This is a genomic window from Polaromonas sp. JS666 (assembly GCF_000013865.1).
Lineage (GTDB): Bacteria > Pseudomonadota > Gammaproteobacteria > Burkholderiales > Burkholderiaceae_C > Polaromonas.
On record NC_007948.1, the window covers coordinates 3,676,648 to 3,695,846 of the forward strand.

20 protein-coding genes and 1 pseudogene are annotated in these 19,199 nt (G+C 61.9%); 13 read left to right on the forward strand and 8 right to left on the reverse strand.

What is annotated here, in order from left to right; all coding sequences use genetic code 11:
- Positions 1–73 precede the first annotated feature (73 nt).
- From BPRO_RS17355 to BPRO_RS17370, 4 genes are all read left to right on the forward strand, one after another.
- Positions 74–736, forward strand: a complete 663-nt coding sequence (locus BPRO_RS17355; RefSeq protein WP_011484376.1) for an amino acid ABC transporter permease — start codon at positions 74–76, stop codon at positions 734–736.
- Positions 737–830: 94 nt separating this feature from the next.
- Positions 831–1,481: an amino acid ABC transporter permease gene (locus tag BPRO_RS17360; protein ID WP_011484377.1), complete on the forward strand. Its 651-nt coding sequence runs from the start codon at positions 831–833 to the stop codon at positions 1,479–1,481.
- Between the two features lie 172 nt (positions 1,482–1,653).
- Positions 1,654–2,394, forward strand: coding sequence for an amino acid ABC transporter ATP-binding protein (locus BPRO_RS17365; protein WP_011484378.1), 741 nt, complete (start codon positions 1,654–1,656; stop codon positions 2,392–2,394).
- Positions 2,395–2,846: 452 nt separating this feature from the next.
- A complete protein-coding gene (locus BPRO_RS17370; protein ID WP_232291578.1) occupies positions 2,847–3,371 on the forward strand; it encodes an MFS transporter in 525 nt (174 codons plus the stop codon).
- Here BPRO_RS17370 and BPRO_RS28670 read toward each other — a convergent pair.
- Positions 3,275–3,514 (reverse strand): annotated as a pseudogene (locus BPRO_RS28670) (leucine zipper domain-containing protein); the annotation flags it as partial. The gene BPRO_RS17370 and the pseudogene BPRO_RS28670 overlap by 97 nt on opposite strands.
- Before the next feature lie 172 nt (positions 3,515–3,686).
- Here BPRO_RS28670 and BPRO_RS17375 point away from each other — a divergent pair.
- On the forward strand, positions 3,687–3,965 hold the full coding sequence (locus tag BPRO_RS17375; RefSeq protein ID WP_011484380.1) for a hypothetical protein: 279 nt from the start codon (positions 3,687–3,689) through the stop codon (positions 3,963–3,965).
- A 30-nt stretch (positions 3,966–3,995) separates the two neighbouring features.
- On the opposite strand, the gene BPRO_RS17380 is transcribed toward BPRO_RS17375, so the two are convergent.
- Together BPRO_RS17380 and BPRO_RS17385 are read right to left on the reverse strand one after the other, a co-directional pair.
- On the reverse strand, positions 3,996–4,466 hold the full coding sequence (locus tag BPRO_RS17380; RefSeq protein WP_011484381.1) for a Cd(II)/Pb(II)-responsive transcriptional regulator: 471 nt from the start codon (positions 4,464–4,466) through the stop codon (positions 3,996–3,998).
- Positions 4,467–4,470: 4 nt separating this feature from the next.
- Positions 4,471–5,544 carry a DMT family transporter gene (locus BPRO_RS17385; RefSeq protein WP_011484382.1) on the reverse strand — a complete coding sequence of 358 codons (1,074 nt, stop codon included), beginning with the start codon at positions 5,542–5,544 and terminating at the stop codon, positions 4,471–4,473.
- Positions 5,545–5,747: 203 nt separating this feature from the next.
- Here BPRO_RS17385 and BPRO_RS17390 point away from each other — a divergent pair, with 203 nt between their 5' ends.
- Positions 5,748–6,389 (forward strand): cation transporter, encoded by a 642-nt coding sequence (locus BPRO_RS17390; protein ID WP_011484383.1) that lies wholly within the window; start codon positions 5,748–5,750, stop codon positions 6,387–6,389.
- A 318-nt stretch (positions 6,390–6,707) separates the two neighbouring features.
- Here BPRO_RS17390 and BPRO_RS29675 read toward each other — a convergent pair whose 3' ends face one another.
- A complete protein-coding gene (locus BPRO_RS29675) occupies positions 6,708–6,944 on the reverse strand; it encodes a hypothetical protein (protein ID WP_041388914.1) in 237 nt (78 codons plus the stop codon).
- A 308-nt stretch (positions 6,945–7,252) separates the two neighbouring features.
- On the opposite strand from BPRO_RS29675, the gene BPRO_RS28050 reads away from it, so the two are divergent.
- From BPRO_RS28050 to BPRO_RS17430, 7 genes are all read left to right on the forward strand, one after another.
- On the forward strand, positions 7,253–7,600 hold the full coding sequence (locus BPRO_RS28050; RefSeq protein WP_011484385.1) for a hypothetical protein: 348 nt from the start codon (positions 7,253–7,255) through the stop codon (positions 7,598–7,600).
- A gap of 11 nt (positions 7,601–7,611) precedes the next feature.
- Positions 7,612–9,030: a TolC family protein gene (locus BPRO_RS17405; RefSeq protein WP_011484386.1), complete on the forward strand. Its 1,419-nt coding sequence runs from the start codon at positions 7,612–7,614 to the stop codon at positions 9,028–9,030.
- Positions 9,031–9,064: 34 nt separating this feature from the next.
- On the forward strand, positions 9,065–10,480 hold the full coding sequence (locus BPRO_RS17410; RefSeq protein WP_011484387.1) for a multicopper oxidase family protein: 1,416 nt from the start codon (positions 9,065–9,067) through the stop codon (positions 10,478–10,480).
- 32 nt (positions 10,481–10,512) lie between these two features.
- The gene (locus tag BPRO_RS17415; RefSeq protein ID WP_049764140.1) at positions 10,513–11,145 is read left to right on the forward strand and encodes a periplasmic heavy metal sensor; all 633 of its coding nucleotides are present in this window, start codon (positions 10,513–10,515) and stop codon (positions 11,143–11,145) included.
- A gap of 106 nt (positions 11,146–11,251) precedes the next feature.
- Positions 11,252–11,764, forward strand: a complete 513-nt coding sequence (locus tag BPRO_RS17420) for a cupredoxin domain-containing protein (protein ID WP_011484389.1) — start codon at positions 11,252–11,254, stop codon at positions 11,762–11,764.
- Positions 11,745–12,263, forward strand: a complete 519-nt coding sequence (locus BPRO_RS17425; RefSeq protein WP_011484390.1) for a DUF411 domain-containing protein — start codon at positions 11,745–11,747, stop codon at positions 12,261–12,263. Before BPRO_RS17420 ends, BPRO_RS17425 begins: the two co-directional genes overlap by 20 nt.
- A gap of 11 nt (positions 12,264–12,274) precedes the next feature.
- Positions 12,275–12,628 carry a copper-binding protein gene (locus BPRO_RS17430; protein ID WP_041389994.1) on the forward strand — a complete coding sequence of 118 codons (354 nt, stop codon included), beginning with the start codon at positions 12,275–12,277 and terminating at the stop codon, positions 12,626–12,628.
- Positions 12,629–12,707: 79 nt separating this feature from the next.
- Here the strand turns inward: BPRO_RS17430 and BPRO_RS17435 are convergent, their stop codons facing one another.
- From BPRO_RS17435 to BPRO_RS17450, 4 genes are read right to left on the reverse strand one after another with little or no spacing between them, the layout of a single operon-like run.
- Positions 12,708–13,046 carry a copper-binding protein gene (locus BPRO_RS17435; RefSeq protein WP_011484392.1) on the reverse strand — a complete coding sequence of 113 codons (339 nt, stop codon included), beginning with the start codon at positions 13,044–13,046 and terminating at the stop codon, positions 12,708–12,710.
- A gap of 47 nt (positions 13,047–13,093) precedes the next feature.
- On the reverse strand, positions 13,094–16,264 hold the full coding sequence (locus BPRO_RS17440) for an efflux RND transporter permease subunit (protein ID WP_011484393.1): 3,171 nt from the start codon (positions 16,262–16,264) through the stop codon (positions 13,094–13,096).
- Positions 16,261–17,898 (reverse strand): efflux RND transporter periplasmic adaptor subunit, encoded by a 1,638-nt coding sequence (locus tag BPRO_RS17445; protein WP_011484394.1) that lies wholly within the window; start codon positions 17,896–17,898, stop codon positions 16,261–16,263. The genes BPRO_RS17440 and BPRO_RS17445 overlap by 4 nt, the downstream gene beginning before the upstream one ends.
- Complete coding sequence (locus tag BPRO_RS17450; RefSeq protein WP_011484395.1) at positions 17,895–19,181, reverse strand: TolC family protein; 1,287 nt, start codon at positions 19,179–19,181, stop codon at positions 17,895–17,897. Before BPRO_RS17450 ends, BPRO_RS17445 begins: the two co-directional genes overlap by 4 nt.
- Positions 19,182–19,199 lie beyond the last annotated feature (18 nt).

Here is a 19,199-nt window from a genome sequence, read left to right on the forward strand (position 1 = left end):
AAAGCCGGTTCCACGGCGGCCTGGTAGAGATGCAGAAGAGACTGTCGTTACTTTTTAGAAGGAGTGAAGCCAGATGCGGGTTGAGTTGGACTTCATCTCGGTCTTGAGTCAGTGGCCCTTGCTCGCCAAGGGCGTGCTCTGGACAGTGGGCCTGACGGTCATCTCTGCGATGATGGGCGTGGTAGCGGGCGTGGCGTTTGCCTGGGTCCGCTCGCACGGCGCACCCTGGCTGAAATGGGGCGTGGGCACCTATGTGGAACTCATTCGCAACACGCCCTTCATCGTGCAGCTCTTCTTTGTATTCTTTGGCCTGCCTGCGGCGGGCATCAAGCTCTCGCCCGAGGTTGCTTCCATCATCGCGATGGTGATCAACCTGAGCGCCTACGCGACAGAGATCATTCGTGCCGGGATTGACGCCACGCCCAAAGGGCAAATTGAGGCCGCGATGAGCCTGGCGCTGAACCGCATGCAGACCTTTGTGCGCGTGGTCTTGCCGCCCGCACTCCGAAAAGTATGGCCTTCACTCGTCAGCCAGATCATCATCGTGATGCTGGGCTCGGCGGTGTGCGGGCAAATTTCGACCGAAGAGCTGAGCTACGCCGCCAACCTGATTCAAAGCCGCAACTTTCGCGCCTTTGAGGCTTACATCGTGGCCACGCTGGTTTACCTGACGCTGGCTGTCGGGGTACGGCAACTGCTCAACTGGCTGGGTCCGCGTTTCCTTTTTGGCAGATAAATAAATATGCCCCCACACTTACTCACTACGTGTAGTTCGCTGCCCCCCGAGGGGTCGCAGGCCTGCTTGGGGCGGCCCGGCGCGAGGCCTGACCATGGTTGAATTTTCCGTCTGGGACATTTTTCGCAACCTTTTGCTGGCCGCGCGCTGGACGGTGGTGCTGTCACTGATCGCCTTTGTCGGCGGCGGCATTGTTGGCCTGCTCTTGCTGGTGGCCCGGCTTTCCAAATTACGCGGCATGAACACGCTGGTCGGTGGCTATGTGCAGCTGTTTCAGGGCACGCCGCTGTTGATGCAACTTTTTCTGGCTTACTTCGGCCTTGCGCTGTTTGGCATCAAGACCTCTGCCTGGGTTGCCGCGTCGGTCGCGCTCACGCTGTACACCAGCGCTTTTCTGACCGAAATCTGGCGCGGCTGTGTGGCGGCTATTCCCAAGGGGCAATGGGAGGCGGGCCAAAGCCTGGCGCTGAGTTTTCGCGAGCTGCTGCAGCATGTGGTGGTGCCGCAGGCCCTCAAAATCGCCATCCCACCCACCGTCGGTTTTCTGGTGCAGGTAGTGAAGGGCACCGCGCTGGCCTCGGTGATCGGTTTCATCGAGTTGACCAAGGCCGGCACCATGATCACCAATGCGACCTTCAAGCCCTTTGTGGTCTACAGCTGTGTGGCGCTGCTCTACTTTGCGCTGTGTTTTCCGGTGTCGCTGTATGCCCGCCGGCTCGAAAGGAAATTGAGGAATGGACGTTAAAGAGGAAACCAATCAGACCGCTCACCAATTTTCCGACGGGCCGCCCCAAGGAAAATTAGCCCCCGAGGGGCTGACGTCCGCGGCTCCAAGCCTGCCTGCGCAGGCTTGGACGGACGGAAGAGCCGTTGCGTCTCGCAGCGGCACGTCCAGCGCATTACACGCAGTGAAAAGCGTGGGGGCAAACACCTTGGTGGAAATCAACCAGCTGCGCAAAAGCTTTGGCAGCCATGAGGTGTTGAAAGGCATTGACCTTGAAGTCAAGGCTGGCGAGGTGATTGCCATCATCGGCAAGAGCGGCTCGGGCAAGAGCACGCTGCTGCGCTGCATCAACGGGCTGGAGGAGTTCCAGAGCGGCACGCTGCGCGTGGACGGCAAGCACCTGCTGCACGACAACCCGCATGTGATGCGCGACCTGCGCCAGCGCGTCGGCATGATCTTCCAGAGCTTCAACCTGTTCCCGCATCTCACCGTCGGCAAAAACATCATGCTGGCCCCGACGCTGGTCAAGAAGACGGCCGGTGCACCGGCGCAGGAGCAGGCCCGTGCGCTGCTGCAGCGGGTCGGTCTCGCCGAAAAATTCGATGCCTGGCCCGACCAGCTCTCGGGTGGCCAGCAGCAGCGCGTGGCGATCGCCCGCGCGCTGGCGATGCAACCCTCAGTGCTGCTGTGTGACGAAATCACGTCCGCGCTCGACCCGGAACTGGTGGGAGAGGTGCTGCAGGTGGTGGAAAGCCTGGCGGCCGAGGGCATGACGCTGCTAATGGTCACGCATGAAATGAACTTTGCCCGCAAGGTCGCCGACCGGCTGGTCTTCATGCACCAGGGCCGGGTGCATGAAATCGGCCCGCCGGACGAGGTCTTTTCAAACCCGCAAACGCCTGAGCTGAAGCAGTTTCTCGGGATGATCCAATAGGCTGGATGCTGGGTGTCAGCAGGCCGGGTATTGGCGGACACCCGGGCCGGTGATCTCATTGACAAACCGCGTTCTGGGACGGGGAAGTCCCGTATTCAGACCCCATCGGCCCCATCGCGGCGTCGCACGCAGCCCCCCCTCATCCGGTCACAATCACCGGATGTGCGCACGCCCACCGGCATCCCCGGGTAGAAAACGCGCCCGGTCCAACGACGGCCGGCTCCCGCCATTCGTGGGTCAGGGTACGATTTCATGGCCTGTTCTTGCGGTTTCGATGCCGTCCGCGCAAGCCATCGGGCACTGATCTTCCTCGTCCCCTCTTCCCTCTTCCCTCTTCCCTCTTCCCTCTTCCCTCTTCCCTAATATCCATGCCCCCCGTTCTCTATTTTTCCGCGTTGTGCAACCTCGTCATTGGCAGCGGCGCTTTTGTGCTGGGCGGCATTCTGGAGCCGATGAGCGAATCGCTGAACATCAGCGTGGCCGCAGCGGGCCAGGCCATGACCGCCTACGCCACCGCCACGGCCGTGCTGGCACCGCTGCTGATCATCCTGACCGCCAGATGGACCCGCAAGCGCGCCGTCCAGCTGGCGCTGTTGCTCTTTGCAACGGACTGCCTGCTGTGTGCACTGGCGCCCAGCCTGGCTGTCCTTCTGCTGGGGCGGGTGCTGATGGGTGCGGGCGCCATGTTCACGGCAGCCGCCTCCGCGCTGGCCGTCAGCATGGTGGCGCCCTCGCAGCGCGGCCGTGCGCTGTCCATCACCTTCCTCGGCATGAGCATCAGTTACGCCGTGGGGCTGCCAGTGGATGCCTGGCTGGGTTTTGAATACGGCTGGCGCGTGCCGGTGTGGCTGTCGGCCGCGGCCAGCTGGCTGATCCCGGCCACGATGGCCAGTGCTTTGGCCGCATCGATGGCCCGTGGCGAGCAGGCCGGTCGTGACGAAGCATCGGCCAAACCCGCCTCACCCAGCGCCAGGTAACGTCCCAGCCACTTGCGTGCCGTTGGGGCTGTGACCCCGTGCATCCGGGCGGCATTGCAGGCGCTCAGCCCACGCAAAGTAATGTCTTTGAGCATCTCGATTCGACGGGCCAACGTAAGTCGGGCATTCTTATGGATGTTCATCTGGTTGGGTTCCTTGAGAGTTCTGGGGGTTTGGCGATTCCCAGTTTCTCAAACTCAATTCAGATGAACACATACAACCTATTGGACCTTCACACCTAGCGCTGAAGGGACACCGGCTGAAGGGACACCGGCCATCCAGGCCTCCACAGGACCACGTTTCTACAATAACGCCATGACCGCGCAAGACCAGCTCAACACTTTGCACACCGCGCTGCAGCAACTGCGGGCCGACACCCTGGGTGTTGCCGCTTTTTCGCAGTTTGCGGCGCAACAGCAAACGCTGGCAGCCGCACTGCCGCCACGTTTTTCCGAGGTGCTTGGGCAACTGCTCAACCGGCTGGAGTCCAGCGCCCTGTTCACCGAAGAAAGCTGCTCCTTCAGCCAGCAGGATCTGCTGGACAGCCTGCAGCTGTGGATTGACAAGGCGCAATGGCAGCTTCAAAAAAGCTGAAGCTCTTCAGGCGCTTCAACCGCTTCAGCATCAGACGTGCCGCTTGACGGCTTCGGGGCGCTTGACCGGCACCGGCAGGGCATCGGCCCGCTCGTGCAGCGCCTCGATGATGTGGCAGTGCGCGTCGGTGCCATCGCAGCGGTCGCGCAAGGCCTTCAGGTCTTTTTCAAGGGCCTTGAGTTCCGCCAGGCGCGCGCGCACATGGGCCAGGTGCCCGTCGAGCGACTCCCGCGCCGTGGCGCAATCGGTCTTGAGGTTGAGGTCCAGTCCCAGCAACGTGCGCACTTCGTCCAGTGACATGTCCATGGCGCGGCACAGGCGGATGAAGCGCAGCTGGTGCACATCGCCAAGGCTGTAACAACGATAGCTGTTTTCGCTTCTCCCATGCGGACTCAGGAGCATTTCCTTTTCATAAAACCGGATGTTGGCAGCGGACACGCCGCTCAGGGCGGCCGCCTCGCTGATGCGGTACGGTGCCGGGATCGCACTGTCAGTGCGCATGTCGCTACTCCTTTCGGTGGTCATGACGGTGGTGGGCATCGGGGTAATGCGCATGGCTGTGGGTCATGGGCTCGTGGCGGTGACGATGCGAATGCTGCCCTTCGACCGCGGGCACATGCTCATGCGCATGGTGCTCATCATGCGCATGCAGGTGCTCGTGTTCCAGCGCCTCGTGCCGGTGCGTATGTGCATGGTGTTCGGTCAGGTGCAGCCAGATCCCGAGGCCCATCAGGGCTGCGGCAGCGAGCAACTGCCAGGTGACGGGCTCACCCAGAAAAATCACCGCGCACAGCGCGCCGACAAATGGCGCGGTCGAGAAATAAGCGCCGGCGCGCGAGGCACCCAGGTGCCGCAGGCCCACTACAAAGAGGGCCAGGCTGACGCCATAGGCCAGCAAACCGACCAGCATGGCAACCGACACCTTGGCCAGCCCGGGCAGCGCCGCGCCCGCCACAAAGGCCAGCAGCAAATTCGTGCTGCCGGCCGCCAGGCCCTTCACGCAGGCAATCCACGACGCATCGGCCAGCGCCACCTTGCGCGTGAAATTGTTGTCCAGCGCCCAGAAGAGGCAGGCCAGCGTCACCGCCAGCGCGGGCCACAACGCTGTCAGCGAGGTTGGCACCTGTGCACCAGGTGCGCCCTGCTGAGGCCAGCTCAGCAACACGGCGCCCGCCACAATGACGGCCATGCCGGTGGCAATGCGCTTGTCGAAGTTCTCGCGAAACACAACCCAGGCCAGAAGCGCCGTCAGCACGGCTTCAGCATTGAGCAGCAAGGCCGCATGGCTGGCCGGCATCGCCGACAGGCCCCACATCAGCAGCACCGGGGCGATGCCACCGCCACACACCACCGCCGCGACCAGCCACCCTGCTTCACCCGGATTAAGGCGGGGTGTGGTGGCACCCCGCAGTCGGCGATACAGAGCCAGGCCCAGGCCCGACCCCAGGTAAAGCAGCCCGGCCAGCATCCACGGGCTGACCTGGTCCAGCAGCCATTTGGCCAACGGTGTGCCGGCACCAAACAGGAAGGCCGACGCCAGGGCCGCAACGACCCCCGGTTGCCAGCGCGCAATTTGCATTTTCAAGTTCTTGACTCCTTGTGCCTTCAACAAAAAACACTCAAACACTTGTTCATTGGACACCGCTTGCCGGAGTGCCAGAGCGCCGGCCAGTGAAACCGCTTATCCCCGGCAAATGCGGGGCCATTCAGGCTGCTGGCTTGACCTTGAAGTGGGTCCAGGGTTTCCAATCTTGCCATCAACCCTGAATTTGGAGAAGCCCCATGTCGGCCCACTGCTGCGACCACGACCAGAACGCCATGAACAGGGCCCTCAGCCCACGCTACAAAAAAATCCTGTGGATCGCACTCGCCATCAACCTGGTCATGTTCGCCGTGGAGGTGGCCGCGGGCCTGCGTTCCGGCTCCGTGTCCCTGCTGGCTGACGCGATTGATTTTTTTGGCGACGCAGCCAATTACGGCATCACGCTGGCGGTGCTGTCCGCAGGCCTGGTCTGGCGCGCCCGGGCGGCCCTGCTCAAGGGGGCCAGCATGCTGCTGTTTGGTGTGGTTGTGATGGGCAGGGCGCTGTGGATGGTCGCGCAAGGCGGCACACCCGAGGCGTTGACCATGGGTACCATCGGTTTGCTGGCACTGCTGGCCAATGGCGGGGTTGCCGCGATGCTGTACGCGTGGCGCGACGGAGACGCGAACATGCGTGGCGTCTGGCTCTGCACACGCAACGACGCCATCGGGAACATCGCGGTGATGCTGGCCGCGCTCGGCGTATTCGGCACCGGTACGGCCTGGCCCGACCTGGCGGTAGCGGCCGTGATGTCGGGACTGGCCATCACCAGCGGCTGGGCGGTGCTGCGGCATGCACTGCAGGAACTCAATATTGCCCGGTCCGCCGCCAGGCCAAGCTAAATACAGGCTGAAGCATTGAAGCTCAGCCCTGAAGTCCCCGCTTTGCGCCCAGGTTGCGCATTGATGAAGTTTGCAAGGATTGGTGGAAGTTTTGTCTTTGCTTTTTGTCTTTACATCCGCATCTCGCCACCCCGTCACTTTGGGCGCATTGGAGTCCATTGCCGGCCACTTTCCCCGCTCGCCATGCCGATCTGGTGCAGGTGACGAGGGGTTAGCCGGTCGTGGCGGACGGCGGAGCCGGTGAAACACCGTCTCACGCTGGACGCAGAACGCGGCGCCTCAATATCAAATAAAATGAACCTTTAACGACCGCTCCTGTCACATCAACCCATGCGCCACCTGTTCCTCATCCTCCTGATCGCGTTGCTGCCTGTGCGCGGCTGGGTCGGTGATGCGATGGCGACCGGGATGGCTGGCACCCCGGCGCAGCACCAGCAACAAGTCGCTGCAAAAATGGTAGCTGAACATGTTCATGAAGTTGGGGCGCAAGGCCATTTTGACCATGACGCCGTGGTGGCAGAGGCTGGTCAAGCCGCTGCCGACTGCACGGGCCATACCTCCGGTGTGGCGTCTCACGCGGCAAGCACGCACTGCGAGTCCTGCACCGCCTGTCAGGCTTGCCACACGGTCGCGTTGTCCCAATTTGCGCCTGTCTTGAGCCCCGTTGTCAGGGGGCTCACGCTCTCCAGCATCGCAGCAGACCAGTTTTCCAGTGCCGAAGCTGCACTGGGTCAGAAACCACCCATCTCCTGAGCTCCCGGCCCGAATTGGGTCTGTACTCGCCGCCGGCAGGGTCTTGTGGACCCGCATTGCCCGGACATTGCGATTTCAACATCGCACTGCTTGTCATTCAGGAGATTTTCGTGAACTTCCGCTTTATTTCAAATGCGGCCGTGCGGCTGGCCGTAATGGCTCTACCGCTATGGACCTATTCGGCCAATGCGCAGGGGCCTGCGCCATCATCGACATCGTCCTCCCCCCAAACGATGACACAAGCTGCGCCAGCCGCCTTTCGCTCGGCGCTGGAGGGCTACAAGCCTTACACCGACGAAAAAACCGTCAACTGGAAAGAAGCCAACGACACTGCTGGCCGAATCGGTGGTTGGCGCGAGTACGCCAAAGAGGCCAGTCAGCCCGAGTCCGGGGCCAGGCCGCCAGCGGCTGATGTCGCGACCAAGCCCGGCCCTGGCGCAGTGCCTGCCAAACCGTGACAGGAAACGCCATGAAAACGATTTTTCGATTGAGCGCCCTGGCCACGGCAGGCCTTGTGCTGGCAGGCTGCGCATCGGTCAACGTTGACCAGGTCGTGCGTGACACCAATGACACAACCAACACCTTTACCCAAGGCAAGCTGGAGCTCAGCCGTACCGAGCAGCAGGGGCAAGCCAGAGCCAAGCTGAGCAGTGAACTGCTGGCCAAGCCTTTAACGATGGACGATGCCGTACAGCTGGCTTTGTCCAACAGCCCGGCCGTGCAGACCTTGTTGGCGCAAAGCTGGGCCGACATGGCCCAGGCCAACCAGGCGGGCCGGATTGCCAACCCGCTCTTCACGTTTGAACGGATGCGCTTTGGCGATGAGCTTGAGCTGGGTCGTCTGCTGTCATTTGGCCTGCTGGATATCCTGACGCTGCCGCGGCGGCAGGCCATTTCGCGCAGCCAGGGCAGGCAGGCCAAGGTGCAGCTCAGTGCCAATGTGGTCGAGCAGGTCACGCAGGTACGCCAGGCCTGGGTGCGAGCCGTGGCCGCGCAGCAGACGCTGCAATACGCAGGCCAGGTCAACAGCACCGCGCAGGCGAGTGCAGAACTTGCCCGGCGCATGCAGCAGGTGGGCAACTTCACCAAGCTGCAGCGGGCGCGCCAGCAGGTGTTCTATGCGGACGCTACCGCACAGCTGGCGTCAAGCCAGCATGCGGCCACCGCCGCCCGCGAAGAGCTGACGCGCCAGCTGGGCCTGACCGACGCGCAAGCCGGGCAATTAAAGCTGCCTGAACGCCTTCCCGACCTGCCGAAAGAACCGCGCCAGGCAGCCGTGGTGAGCGCCAACGCCACGCAGCAGCGCCTGGACGTGCAAATGGCACGTAACCAGCTCGACGTGGCGGGGCAATCCCAAGGCTTGAACTTGATCACCAGCCTTGTTGACGTGGAGCTGGGCATTCGCCGCGACACGGTGTTTGACAACGCGGCCGGCACGAGCACGCCACGCAGAGGTTACGAGCTGGGCATTCGCCTGCCAATCTTTGATTGGGGCTCCGCGCAGCGTGCCGCGATGAACGCGCAGTCGCTGGCCGCCGCCAACCGCTATGAAAGCACGGTGCGCAACGCCTCGTCACAGCTGCGGGAGAGTTATTCGGCTTACCGCACAGCCTATGACGTGGCCCGGCATTACCGCGACGAGATTGTGCCGCTGCGCAAGACCATGGCCGACGAAAACGTACTGCGCTACAACGGCATGCTGATAGGCGTGTTCGAGCTGCTGGCCGACAACCGCGAGCAGATCTCCAGCGTCATCGCCGCGATCAACGCCTATCAGCAGTTCTGGCTCGCCGATGCTGCGCTTGCCGCGTCCATGACCGGCAAGCCAACCGCCACGCTGATGGCAGCGCCCACGTCAGGTGGCGGCGGCGACGGGGCCGGTCACTGATGACCCGCCGCACAGACCAATCAATGGAATCGACATGACAAACAGAAGAAATTTTTTGACCGGCGCGGGCGCACTGACCTCCGCCGTGGCCGCAGCAGCAGTCAGCCGGGTGGCGATGGCCGCCCTGCCGGAACCGGTCCTGCAGACAAAACCCGACACCATGCCGCCGCTCGTTCCCGCCACGGGCCGCCCCTACAACCCGGTGGTCACGCTCAATGGCTGGACGCTGCCCTGGCGCATGAACAATGGCGTCAAGGAATTCCACCTGGTGGCCGAACCGGTGGTGCGCGAGATGTCACCCGGATTCAAGGCGCACCTCTGGGGCTACAACGGCCAGAGCCCCGGCCCGACCATTGAAGTGGTGGAAGGCGACCGGGTGCGCATTTTTGTTACCAACAAGCTGCCCGAGCACACCAGCATTCACTGGCACGGCCAGCGCCTGCCCAACGGCATGGACGGCGTGGCGGGCCTGACCCAGCCCGCCATTCCGGTCGGCAAGACCTTTGTCTACGAATTCGTGGCCCGGCGCCCGGGCACCTTTATGTACCATCCGCATGCCGACGAGATGACGCAGATGGCCATGGGCATGATGGGCTTCTGGATCACCCACCCGAAAGCGAAGCATCCGCTGATCGACGAGGTCAACCGTGACTTCGTGTTCCTGCTCAATGCCTATGACATAGACCCCGGCGCCTACACGCCCAAGATCATGACCATGCTCGACTTCAACCTCTGGAGCTGGAACAGCCGGGTCTTTCCGGGCATTGACCCGCTGGTGGTGCGCAAGAACGACAAGGTGCGCATCCGCATCGGCAACCTGACCATGACCAATCACCCGATGCACCTGCATGGGCATGAGTTTCTGGTGACCGGCACCGATGGCGGCCCCACCCCAAAATCAACCCGCTGGCCCGAGGTGACGACCGATGTCGCTGTCGGCCAGATGCGGCAAATCGAGTTCCTGGCCGACGAAGAGGGCGACTGGGCTTTTCACTGCCACAAGAGCCACCACACCATGAACGCCATGGGCCATGACGTGCCGACCCTCATTGGCGTAGACCACCGCAAAGTGGTGAAGGACATCACCAACGTCATCCCCGACTACATGGTGATGGGCGAGCGCGGCATGGCCGACATGGCCGAGATGGAAATGCCTTTGCCGGACAACACCGAAAGGATGATGACCGGCGCAGGCCCCTTCGGCTCAGTCGAAATGGGCGGCATGTTCAGCATGGTCAAGGTACGCAAAGACCAAAAACCCGGCGACTACAAAGACCCTGGCTGGTACAAGCACCCGGTGGGTGAAGTCGCCTATGAATGGACAGGTTCGCTGCCCAATCCGGCACGCTTTGCAGCCGAGGGCGGCCAATCCATGAAAGCACAGAACATGCCCCTGAAAGAAGTCGAAGTTCAGGTCCGCAAGCCCTCCATGGGCAACATGAAGCATTGACAGAGTTGAAGCAATATCCTGGAGGAAATGTCATGAAAATTGTCATGAAAATCTCAAAAGCCACTCAAAAAGCCACTCAATTAGCAGCGGCGTGCACCCTGGCTGTCTGGACCAGCGCCTCTTTTGCGCAACACACCGGGCATGCGCACAGCAGCGCCGCCAAGGCAACCGCGCAAGCCGACACCCCGGCATCTCCGTACGCGGGAGAGCAGACCCGCGACATCAAGTCACTTTCTGCAAGTGATGTAACGAGCCTCCTGTCGGGTGCCGGCATGGCCTATGCGAAAGCCGCCGAGCTTAACGGCTACCCGGGCCCTGCACATGTGCTGGAATTGTCGTCGCAGCTAAGGCTCAATGGCGATCAGCACAGCGCCACCAGAACGTTGATGGATCAGCACAAATCCAGGGCACGCACCCTGGGGGCTCAGCTGCTGGAGGCTGAGCGTTCGCTGGACGGGGCTTTTGCCTCACAACAAATCGATGCTCAGCGCGTTGAAGACCTGACCCGCCAAATCGGCACGCTGCAAGCCCGGCTGCGCGCGGAACATTTACAGACCCACCTGGCGCAAACCGCGCTGCTCAGCCCACAGCAAATTGCCAGCTACCAGAGATTGCGGGGTTATGACCGGACGACGACAGGAAAGGAACCAAGCTCTCCTCAATAAGGTCTCATCCGGCTTCACGCAAGACCAAAACCCCATTCATTTCCCGAACCCGATGACTACCCTGGTCACCGTCTATTTTTCAATCACCCCGTTTAAAAGGTATTTCATGAAATCACATAATGTCCTGCTCGCGCTCCCTTGCGTTCTGTTTTCCCTGTCCGCGCTGGCGGCTGGCAACCATACAGGTAGTCATGGAGACGACGCGATCGGCAAGCCCGGCATCGCATCCAGGGTGACACGCACGGTGGTCGTCGACATGACCGATGACATGCGCTTCCATACCTCAAAAGTTCCCGTCAAGCAGGGTGAGACTATCCGCTTCGTCGCCAGGAATCTTGGCCAGGTCAAGCACGAAATGGTGCTGGGCTCGGAAAAAGACCTGAAGGACCACTACGAAGTGATGAAGAAAAATCCGGAAATGGAGCATGAGGACGCCAACATGGTGACGGTCGCGCCGGGCAAAAGCGGCGAGATCATCTGGCAGTTCACCAGGGCAGGCAAGGTCGACTTCGCCTGCCTGCAGCCCGGGCACTATGACGCCGGCATGAAGGGGCTGGTGAATGTGGCAAGCAGCAAGGTACTGATCAAAGGAGATGGCCATGCAGATCACAAGCGTTGACATGGTTTCCCGTCGTATGGCGTTGCGGTTGCCGCTGGCGGCACTTGCGACGGCAGCGCTCCTCACTCAACCGCTGCGCGCGCTGGCTCGCAGCAGCCAGCCCCAGATCACGGTCTGGAAGGACCCGGACTGCGGCTGTTGCCAGGACTGGGTCAAACACCTGGAAGCCGGCGGCTTTCAGGTGAAGGTGAATAACGGCGGCAATACCGCGGCCAGGACCCGGCTCGGTGTGCCTGACAAGTTGGGCTCCAGCCACACAGCACTGGTGGGCGGCTATGCCATCGAGGGCCATGTACCCGCCCGGGAAATTCACCGTCTTTTAAAAGAACGCCCATCGGTCATCGGTCTGGCCGTGCCCGGCATGCCCGTCGGCTCACCGGGCATGGATGCGCCGGTGTATGGCGGGCGCAAGGACCCGTACGACGTGCTGCTCATCAACCGCGATGGCAGCAGCCGTGTTTATCAAGCTTATCCCTCCCAATCTCCCGCTAAATCCTGAAAGAAATCATGATGAAAACCCTGAAAACCCTGTTGATCCTCACGGCCATGGCTGGCGCTGCGTCCGCTTACGCGGCATCGCATGCAGGCGCACCCATGGCGATGGGGGAAGCCAGCAAAGAAGCCGCCATGGCTGCCCCCACCGATATGGCCGACGGCGAAATTCGCAAAGTTGACATGGCCACCAAAAAGATCACCATCAAGCACGGCGAGATCAAAAACCTGGACATGCCTGGCATGACGATGGTGTTTCAGGTGAAGGACCCCGCCCTGCTGGACAAGGTCAAAACAGGTGACAAGATCCGCTTCAAGGCAGAGAAAGCCAGCGGCGCGATTGTGGTGACCGAAATTCAGCCGGCCAGGTAAGTCGTTCAAGGAACTACCGGGGACTTCGTCCGGGGTAGTTTCTTACGGCCTTGATGCAGTAAGGGTACGGCGACGGACCTTACCGGACTGTCGTCATGACATAGTCCTCACCTTCCTTCACAAACCCGAAGTCCACTTTTTTGCCGACCGTCAGCTTGTCGAGCAGGCTCTTATTTTTGACCTTGAAACTCATGGTCATGGGTGGCCAGCTCAGACTGTTAACCGGCCCATGCGTAATCGTTGCCCAGCCTTTTTGAGCATCGATCTTCTTGATGGTGCCGTTCGCTTCATGTGTAGTCTGAGCGGTGGATACAGATTTCATGACCGTGTCCATGCCCTTCATATCGCCCATTTTTGACTGGGCAAACGCGATGGATGCTGCGACAAAAACCAGGGAAGCGATTGCGATTTTCTTCATGAAAAACTCCTGTTGAGAGTGGCTAATAAAACGGTCGAGAATTAAGTTCAACTGGCGGGAATGCGTTGCTCCCGGAAAGGCCTGCCTGTGGCTTGGCGCTCGCGCGGCCGCCGCATCAGCAGATACGCCGCCGGAATCACGAACATCGACAGCAGCGGAGCAGTGATCATGCCGCCGACCATGGGCGCGGCAATGCGCTGCATCACCTCGGAGCCCGTCCCCGTGCCCCACATGATCGGGAACAGGCCGGCCAGAATGACGGCCACCGTCATGGCCTTGGGCCGCACGCGCAACACCGCGCCTTCACGGATGGCGTCCAGCAAGTCAGAGGCACTGGTTTTTCCTTGCTCGAGCCGATCGTCCCAGGCAGACTTCAGGTACAGCAGCATGATCACGCCGAACTCGGCAGAGACCCCGGCCAGTGCGATGAACCCAACAGCGCCGGCCACCGACAGGTTGTAGCTCAGCAGGTACAGCAGCCAGATGCCCCCCACCAGCGCAAATGGCAGCGTGGACAAGATCAGCAGAGCCTCGTCGAAGCGCTTGAACGTCAGGTACAGCAGCACGAAGATGATCAGCAGCGTAAACGGCACCACCACTTTGAGCTTGGCCGTGGCGCGTTCCAGGAACTCGAACTGACCCGACCAGGAGATCGAATAGCCCGGCGGCAGCTTGACCTTTTCGGCCACTGCTTTCTGCATGTCCTGCACCGCAGAGCGCAAATCCCGACCTCGAATATCAACATACACCCAGCCCGACAGGCGGGCGTTTTCGCTGCGCAGCATGGGCGGGCCATCGGTGATGCGGAGATCGGCCACGTCAGACAGCACCAGGCGCTGGCCGCGTTCCGTCACAAACGGCAGGCTGCGCAGCTTCTCCAGAGAATCCCGGATTTCCCGCGGGTAACGCATGTTGATGGGAAAGCGCTGCAGGCCTTCGACCGTCTCACCGATGTTCTCGCCGCCCACCGCCGAGCTGATGACCGACTGTACGTCGGCAATGTTTAATCCAAAACTGGCTGCCGCCTCTCGGCGGATGTTGACGTCCACATAGCGTCCGCCCGTCAGGCGCTCGGCCAGTGCGCTGCTGACGCCGGGAACGTCCTTCAGCGCGCGCTCAATCTCCCCGGTGAGGCGGTCAATCGTTACGAGGTCCGTGCCGGCAATCTTTACGCCTACCGGGCTCTTGATGCCGGTGGCCAGCATGTCGATGCGGTTGCGGATGGGTGGTACCCAAATATTTGAAAGGCCTGGCACCTTGACGATGCGGTCGAGCTCTTCCACCAGCTTGTCCTGGGTCATGCCGGCTCGCCACTGGTCGCGCGGCTTGAACTGGATGGTCGTTTCGAACATCTCCATCGGCGCCGGGTCGGTCGCAGTCTCTGCACGCCCAGCCTTGCCATAAACGCTGGCGACCTCGGGCACGGTCTTGATCAGCCGGTCGGTTTGTTGCAGTAGCTCGCCCGCCTTGCCGGCCGACAGGCCTGGTAACGCTGAGGGCATGTAGAGCAAATCGCCCTCGTCAAGCCGCGGCATGAACTCGCCGCCGATATGCTGCAGCGGCCAGAGACTGATAACAAGGATGACAGCAGAGGCCAACAGAGTGAGCTTGGGCGCACGCAACACGATATCCAGCAACGGCCGGTAGGCCGCGATCAGCAAGCGGTTCAGCGGATTGCTCTTCTCATCGGGGATTCGACCCCGAATCAGGTAACCCATTAGCACCGGAATCAAGGTTACTGACAGCCCGGCCGCTGCGGCCATGGCGTAAGTCTTGGTAAACGCCAGCGGTGAGAACAGCCGTCCTTCCTGGGCCTCCAGCGTAAACACCGGGATAAAGGACAAAGTGATGATCAGCAGCGAGAAGAACAGCGCCGGGCCCACTTCCGCCGCTGCGTCACCGATGACCCGCCAACGCGCCTCGCCCTGCAGCGTTTCGCCCGGATGATCGTGACCCCAATGCTCCAGGTGTTTGTGGGCGTTTTCGATCATCACCACCGCCGCATCGACCATGGCGCCAATGGCGATCGCAATGCCGCCCAGTGACATGATGTTTGCGTTTACCCCTTGGTAATGCATCACGATAAAGGCGGCGAGGATGCCCAGCGGTAGCGAGATGATCGCGACGAAGGCCGAGCGCAGGTGAAACAGGAAGATGAAGCACACCACGGCCACCACGAGAAATTCCTCCAGCAGCTTGTGCGTGAGGTTGTCCACCGCGCGCTCGATCAGGCCCGAGCGGTCGTAGGTGGGCACAATTTCCACGCCCTTGGGCAGGCTGGCTTGCAGCGTCTGAATCTTGGCCTTGACGGCGGCAATGGTTTCCAGCGCGTTCTTGCCCGAGCGCATGATGATCACGCCGCCGGCAGCCTCGCCCTCACCATCGAGCTCGCCGATGCCGCGACGCATTTCCGGGCCGATCTGGATGCGTGCCACATCACCGAGGCGCACCGAGACGCCGGCAGGTGTGGTCATCAACGGTACGGCACGGAAATCCTCCAGGCTTTGCAAATAGCCCGAGGCCCGCACCATGTATTCCGCTTCACCGAGTTCCAGGACAGAGCCACCGGTTTCCTGGTTGGCCTTCTGGATGGCTTCGACCACCTTGGTATGCGCAATGGCATAGGCTGCCAGCTTCTCGGGATCTAACACGATCTGGTACTGGCGCACCATGCCGCCCACCGACGCCACTTCCGCGACGTTAGGAACAGTTTTCAGCTCGTACTTGAGAAACCAGTCCTGCAGCGCGCGCAACTGCCCGGCGTCCTGCGTGCCGCTGCGGTCGATCAGCGCGTACTGATAAATCCATCCCACGCCCGTCGCATCCGGCCCCAGCGAGGCCTTGGCCGCTGGAGGCAGGCGTGACTGCACCTGATTGAGGTACTCCAGCACCCGCGAGCGTGCCCAGTACAGGTCAGTACCGTCCTCGAACAGCACGTAGACGAAGGAGTCGCCGAAGAAGGAGTAGCCGCGCACCGTCTTGGCGCCAGGCACCGAGAGCATGGTCGTGGTCAACGGGTAGGTGACCTGGTTCTCGACAATGCGCGGTGCCTGCCCGGGGTAGGTGGTGCGGATGATGACCTGCACGTCCGACAGGTCGGGCAAGGCGTCCAGTGGCGTCCTGAGCACCGAGTACACGCCCCAGGCACTCACCATGAGCGTAGCCAGCAGCACCAGGAAGCGGTTGGCGATAGACCAGCGAATCAGACGGGCGATCACTTCTTGCCCCCTGCGGAAGCTGGCGTGGAGCCTGGCGCGGAAGCCAGAGGCGAGACACGGGTCAACTGGGGCAGTCCGTCCGCATCCATGTAGAACTCAAAGCTCACCCGGTCGCCGGCCTCCAGGTTGCGCGGTAGCGCTTGTGGGGGCGGTGACTTGAAGTCCATGGTCATAGCCCCCCACTTCAGTGAGGGGATTGGCCCATGCGACAGAGTGATCGCGTCCTTGCCAACTGCCTCGATCTTCGCCTCTCCTTCGTGCCGCGGCGCGGTATTGCCCGCGACCGGCTTGGGCGCCTCGTTGAGCCGGGCTTCGACCCCTTTGAGGCTGGCTTCGGAATCGATCAGGAACTGTGAAGACACCACGACGCGCTGGCCAGCCTGCAGCCCGCGCTTGATTTCAGTTTGACCGCCGGCCTCGATCCCGGCTTCCACGTCAACCGGCCGAAAGCGTCCGTTTTCCTCGGCCAGCATGACGACCGTACGCTTGCCCGTCTGGATGACGGCTTCGGTGGGCACCAGCAATGCCTTCTCGGCGCGCATGTCCATGAACTGCATGGATACGAACATGCCAGGCACCAGACGTGCGCCCGGGTTGGCCAGTTCCATCCTGGCCCTGAGCGTGCGTGTGGCCGGGTTGACCTCGGGCAGGATCGCCTGCACCTTGCCGTTGAAGGTGGTGCCCGGCGCCGCCGGGCTGCGCGCCTGCACCTTGGCGCCCGGGCGCAGCAGGGCCGACTGGCTCTCAGGCACCTCGGCGTTAGCCCAGACGGTGGACAGGCCATTGATGCGAAACAGAGTGGTGCCGGCCATTACCGTCATGCCTTCGCGCGCCATTAGTTCCACCACCACGCCGCCTAGCGGCGCCGTCACGGTAATACGAGCCTGCGTCCTTCCGCTGGCTTCAACCTGGCGAATTTGCTCATCGCTCATGCCAGCTTGTCGCATACGCTGGCGGGCGCCGTCCACCAGTGACGCCAGGTCATTCCCTTGCATGCGTTTGATGGCCAAAAACTCTTCCTGGGCAGCCACCCAGTCCGGCACATAGAGATCTACCAGCGGCTGACCCTTCGCCACCCGGTCCAACGTGGCCCGCACATGAAGCCGCTCCACATAGCCGGTGGCGCGGGCCTGGACGGTGGCCTGATCACGCTCGTTGTAGGCAATGCTGCCTACAGCGGAAACCTGGGGCGACAGCGTGCCCTCGGTAACCGTCGCGGTACGCACCCCCAGGTTCTGCTGGATGCGCGGGCTGACGGTGACCTTGCCTTGATCGGCGTCGCCACTCGCATAGACCGGCACCAGCATCATGTCCATAAAAGGCGACTTGGCCGGCTTGTCGAACTTGCTGCTTGGCACCATGGGGTCGTGGTAGTAAAGAATCTTGCTGCCGGTAATCGGATCGGTATCCCCCGCTTTGAGGCCTGCGCTGATATGGCGGCGGGTCGCCTCTTCACCATCGGCGACGCTCTGGGGAGCGGCCGCGGGCGCAGCACTTTGGCTGCCAGCGTTGGCAGGTGCACTGGCGGCAGGCATGGTGCCGCCCTTTTTCACCCCCAGGGTGTACAGACCGTAACCGGCGGCGCCAAGCACGCCCGCAGCAAGCAGCGCGGCAATGAGATATTTCTTGTTCATGGTTGGTCCTTGGCGGGTGCGGAAATGTGGAGGTCGGGGATCAGAAAGTTGAGCTGCGCCCAGGAACGCGCCGTTTCCATCTCCAGGGTCAGGGCCTGCATGCGGACATCAATTTCGTCGCGGCGTGCTGACAGCCCAGCAGCCAGGTCGCTTTTGCCAATGCGATAGGCCGTGAGCGTCGCCTCGGAGCGCTGTCGGGCGGTGGGAATCAGCTCATCACGGTATCGGACCAGCCGGTCCTTACCCGTCTGCCATTCGTTGAGCAGGCTGCGGACTTCAGCTTCGTTCTTGCGCAGCAAGTCCTCGTATCTGGCCTTAGCCTCATCGACCATGGCCAGCTTGGCGCCTAACTCACGGTTCTGGCGATTTTTGGGGTCCCACTGCAAGGGGATGGATACCCCGATGGAGAGCATGTTGGAGAAGGCTGGGCCGCGCTGAGCGTAGCTCGCCTCCACGCTGATGTCGGCCTTCTTATTAGCCTGAGCAAGCCGGACTTCAGTTTCAGCGGCATCAATCTCGGCACTTATTATCAGCAGATCAGGATGCCGCTTGAGGGGTTCGCTCGAAATATCACCCTGTAGCGGCGTGCTTTGCCAGGGTGGCGAGCCAGAGCTTGGTCGTTCAACGGCAGAAGCACCCACCCACCGGGCCAGCATCAGAGCAGCGCTGCGCGACTGGCGATCAATTTGGCTGAGGCGGTCTTGCAGCATGATCACTGCGGCGCGGGCTGCGAACACGTCAGCCTGGCTGCCCCGGCCGGTGCGAAAGGCGCTGTCTGCGGCTTGAACCTGCAGTCGGGTTTCCTCAATTTGTTGCTGCAACAATTCACGCTGGGCTTGAGCGTAATAACGATCCAGCCAGGCCAGCGCCGTGTCGCGCTGCACGTTGGCCAGCGTCAGTTGCCGCTGCGCCCTCACTCGCTCAGCGTCGCGTTCAAACTTTTCCGCCCTGAGCTGGCGTTTTTCGGCGCGCGGAATCTCCTGCATGACGCCAATGCGGCGCATGGTCATGAAGTCACGCGTCAGGCTGAGACGGTCTGGGCCATTGGCCGGCAGGTTGTCAATGCCCAGCTTGAGCACCGGGTCGGGCAACTGGCCGGCAGCCACGGCCTGCTCGCGGGCGGCGGCAGTAAGCGCGTTTTGAGCGACCAATTGCTGGGAACGGCCCACCGCAATGCGCTGCGCCTCCGCCAGGGTCAACGGGTCAGTTGCCCATGATGGCGACCCCATGGCAACGAACAGAGCGGCAACGGCAGCCCGGCAAATCGGAAACGAAATAGACATAAAACCTCCAGAGCACGA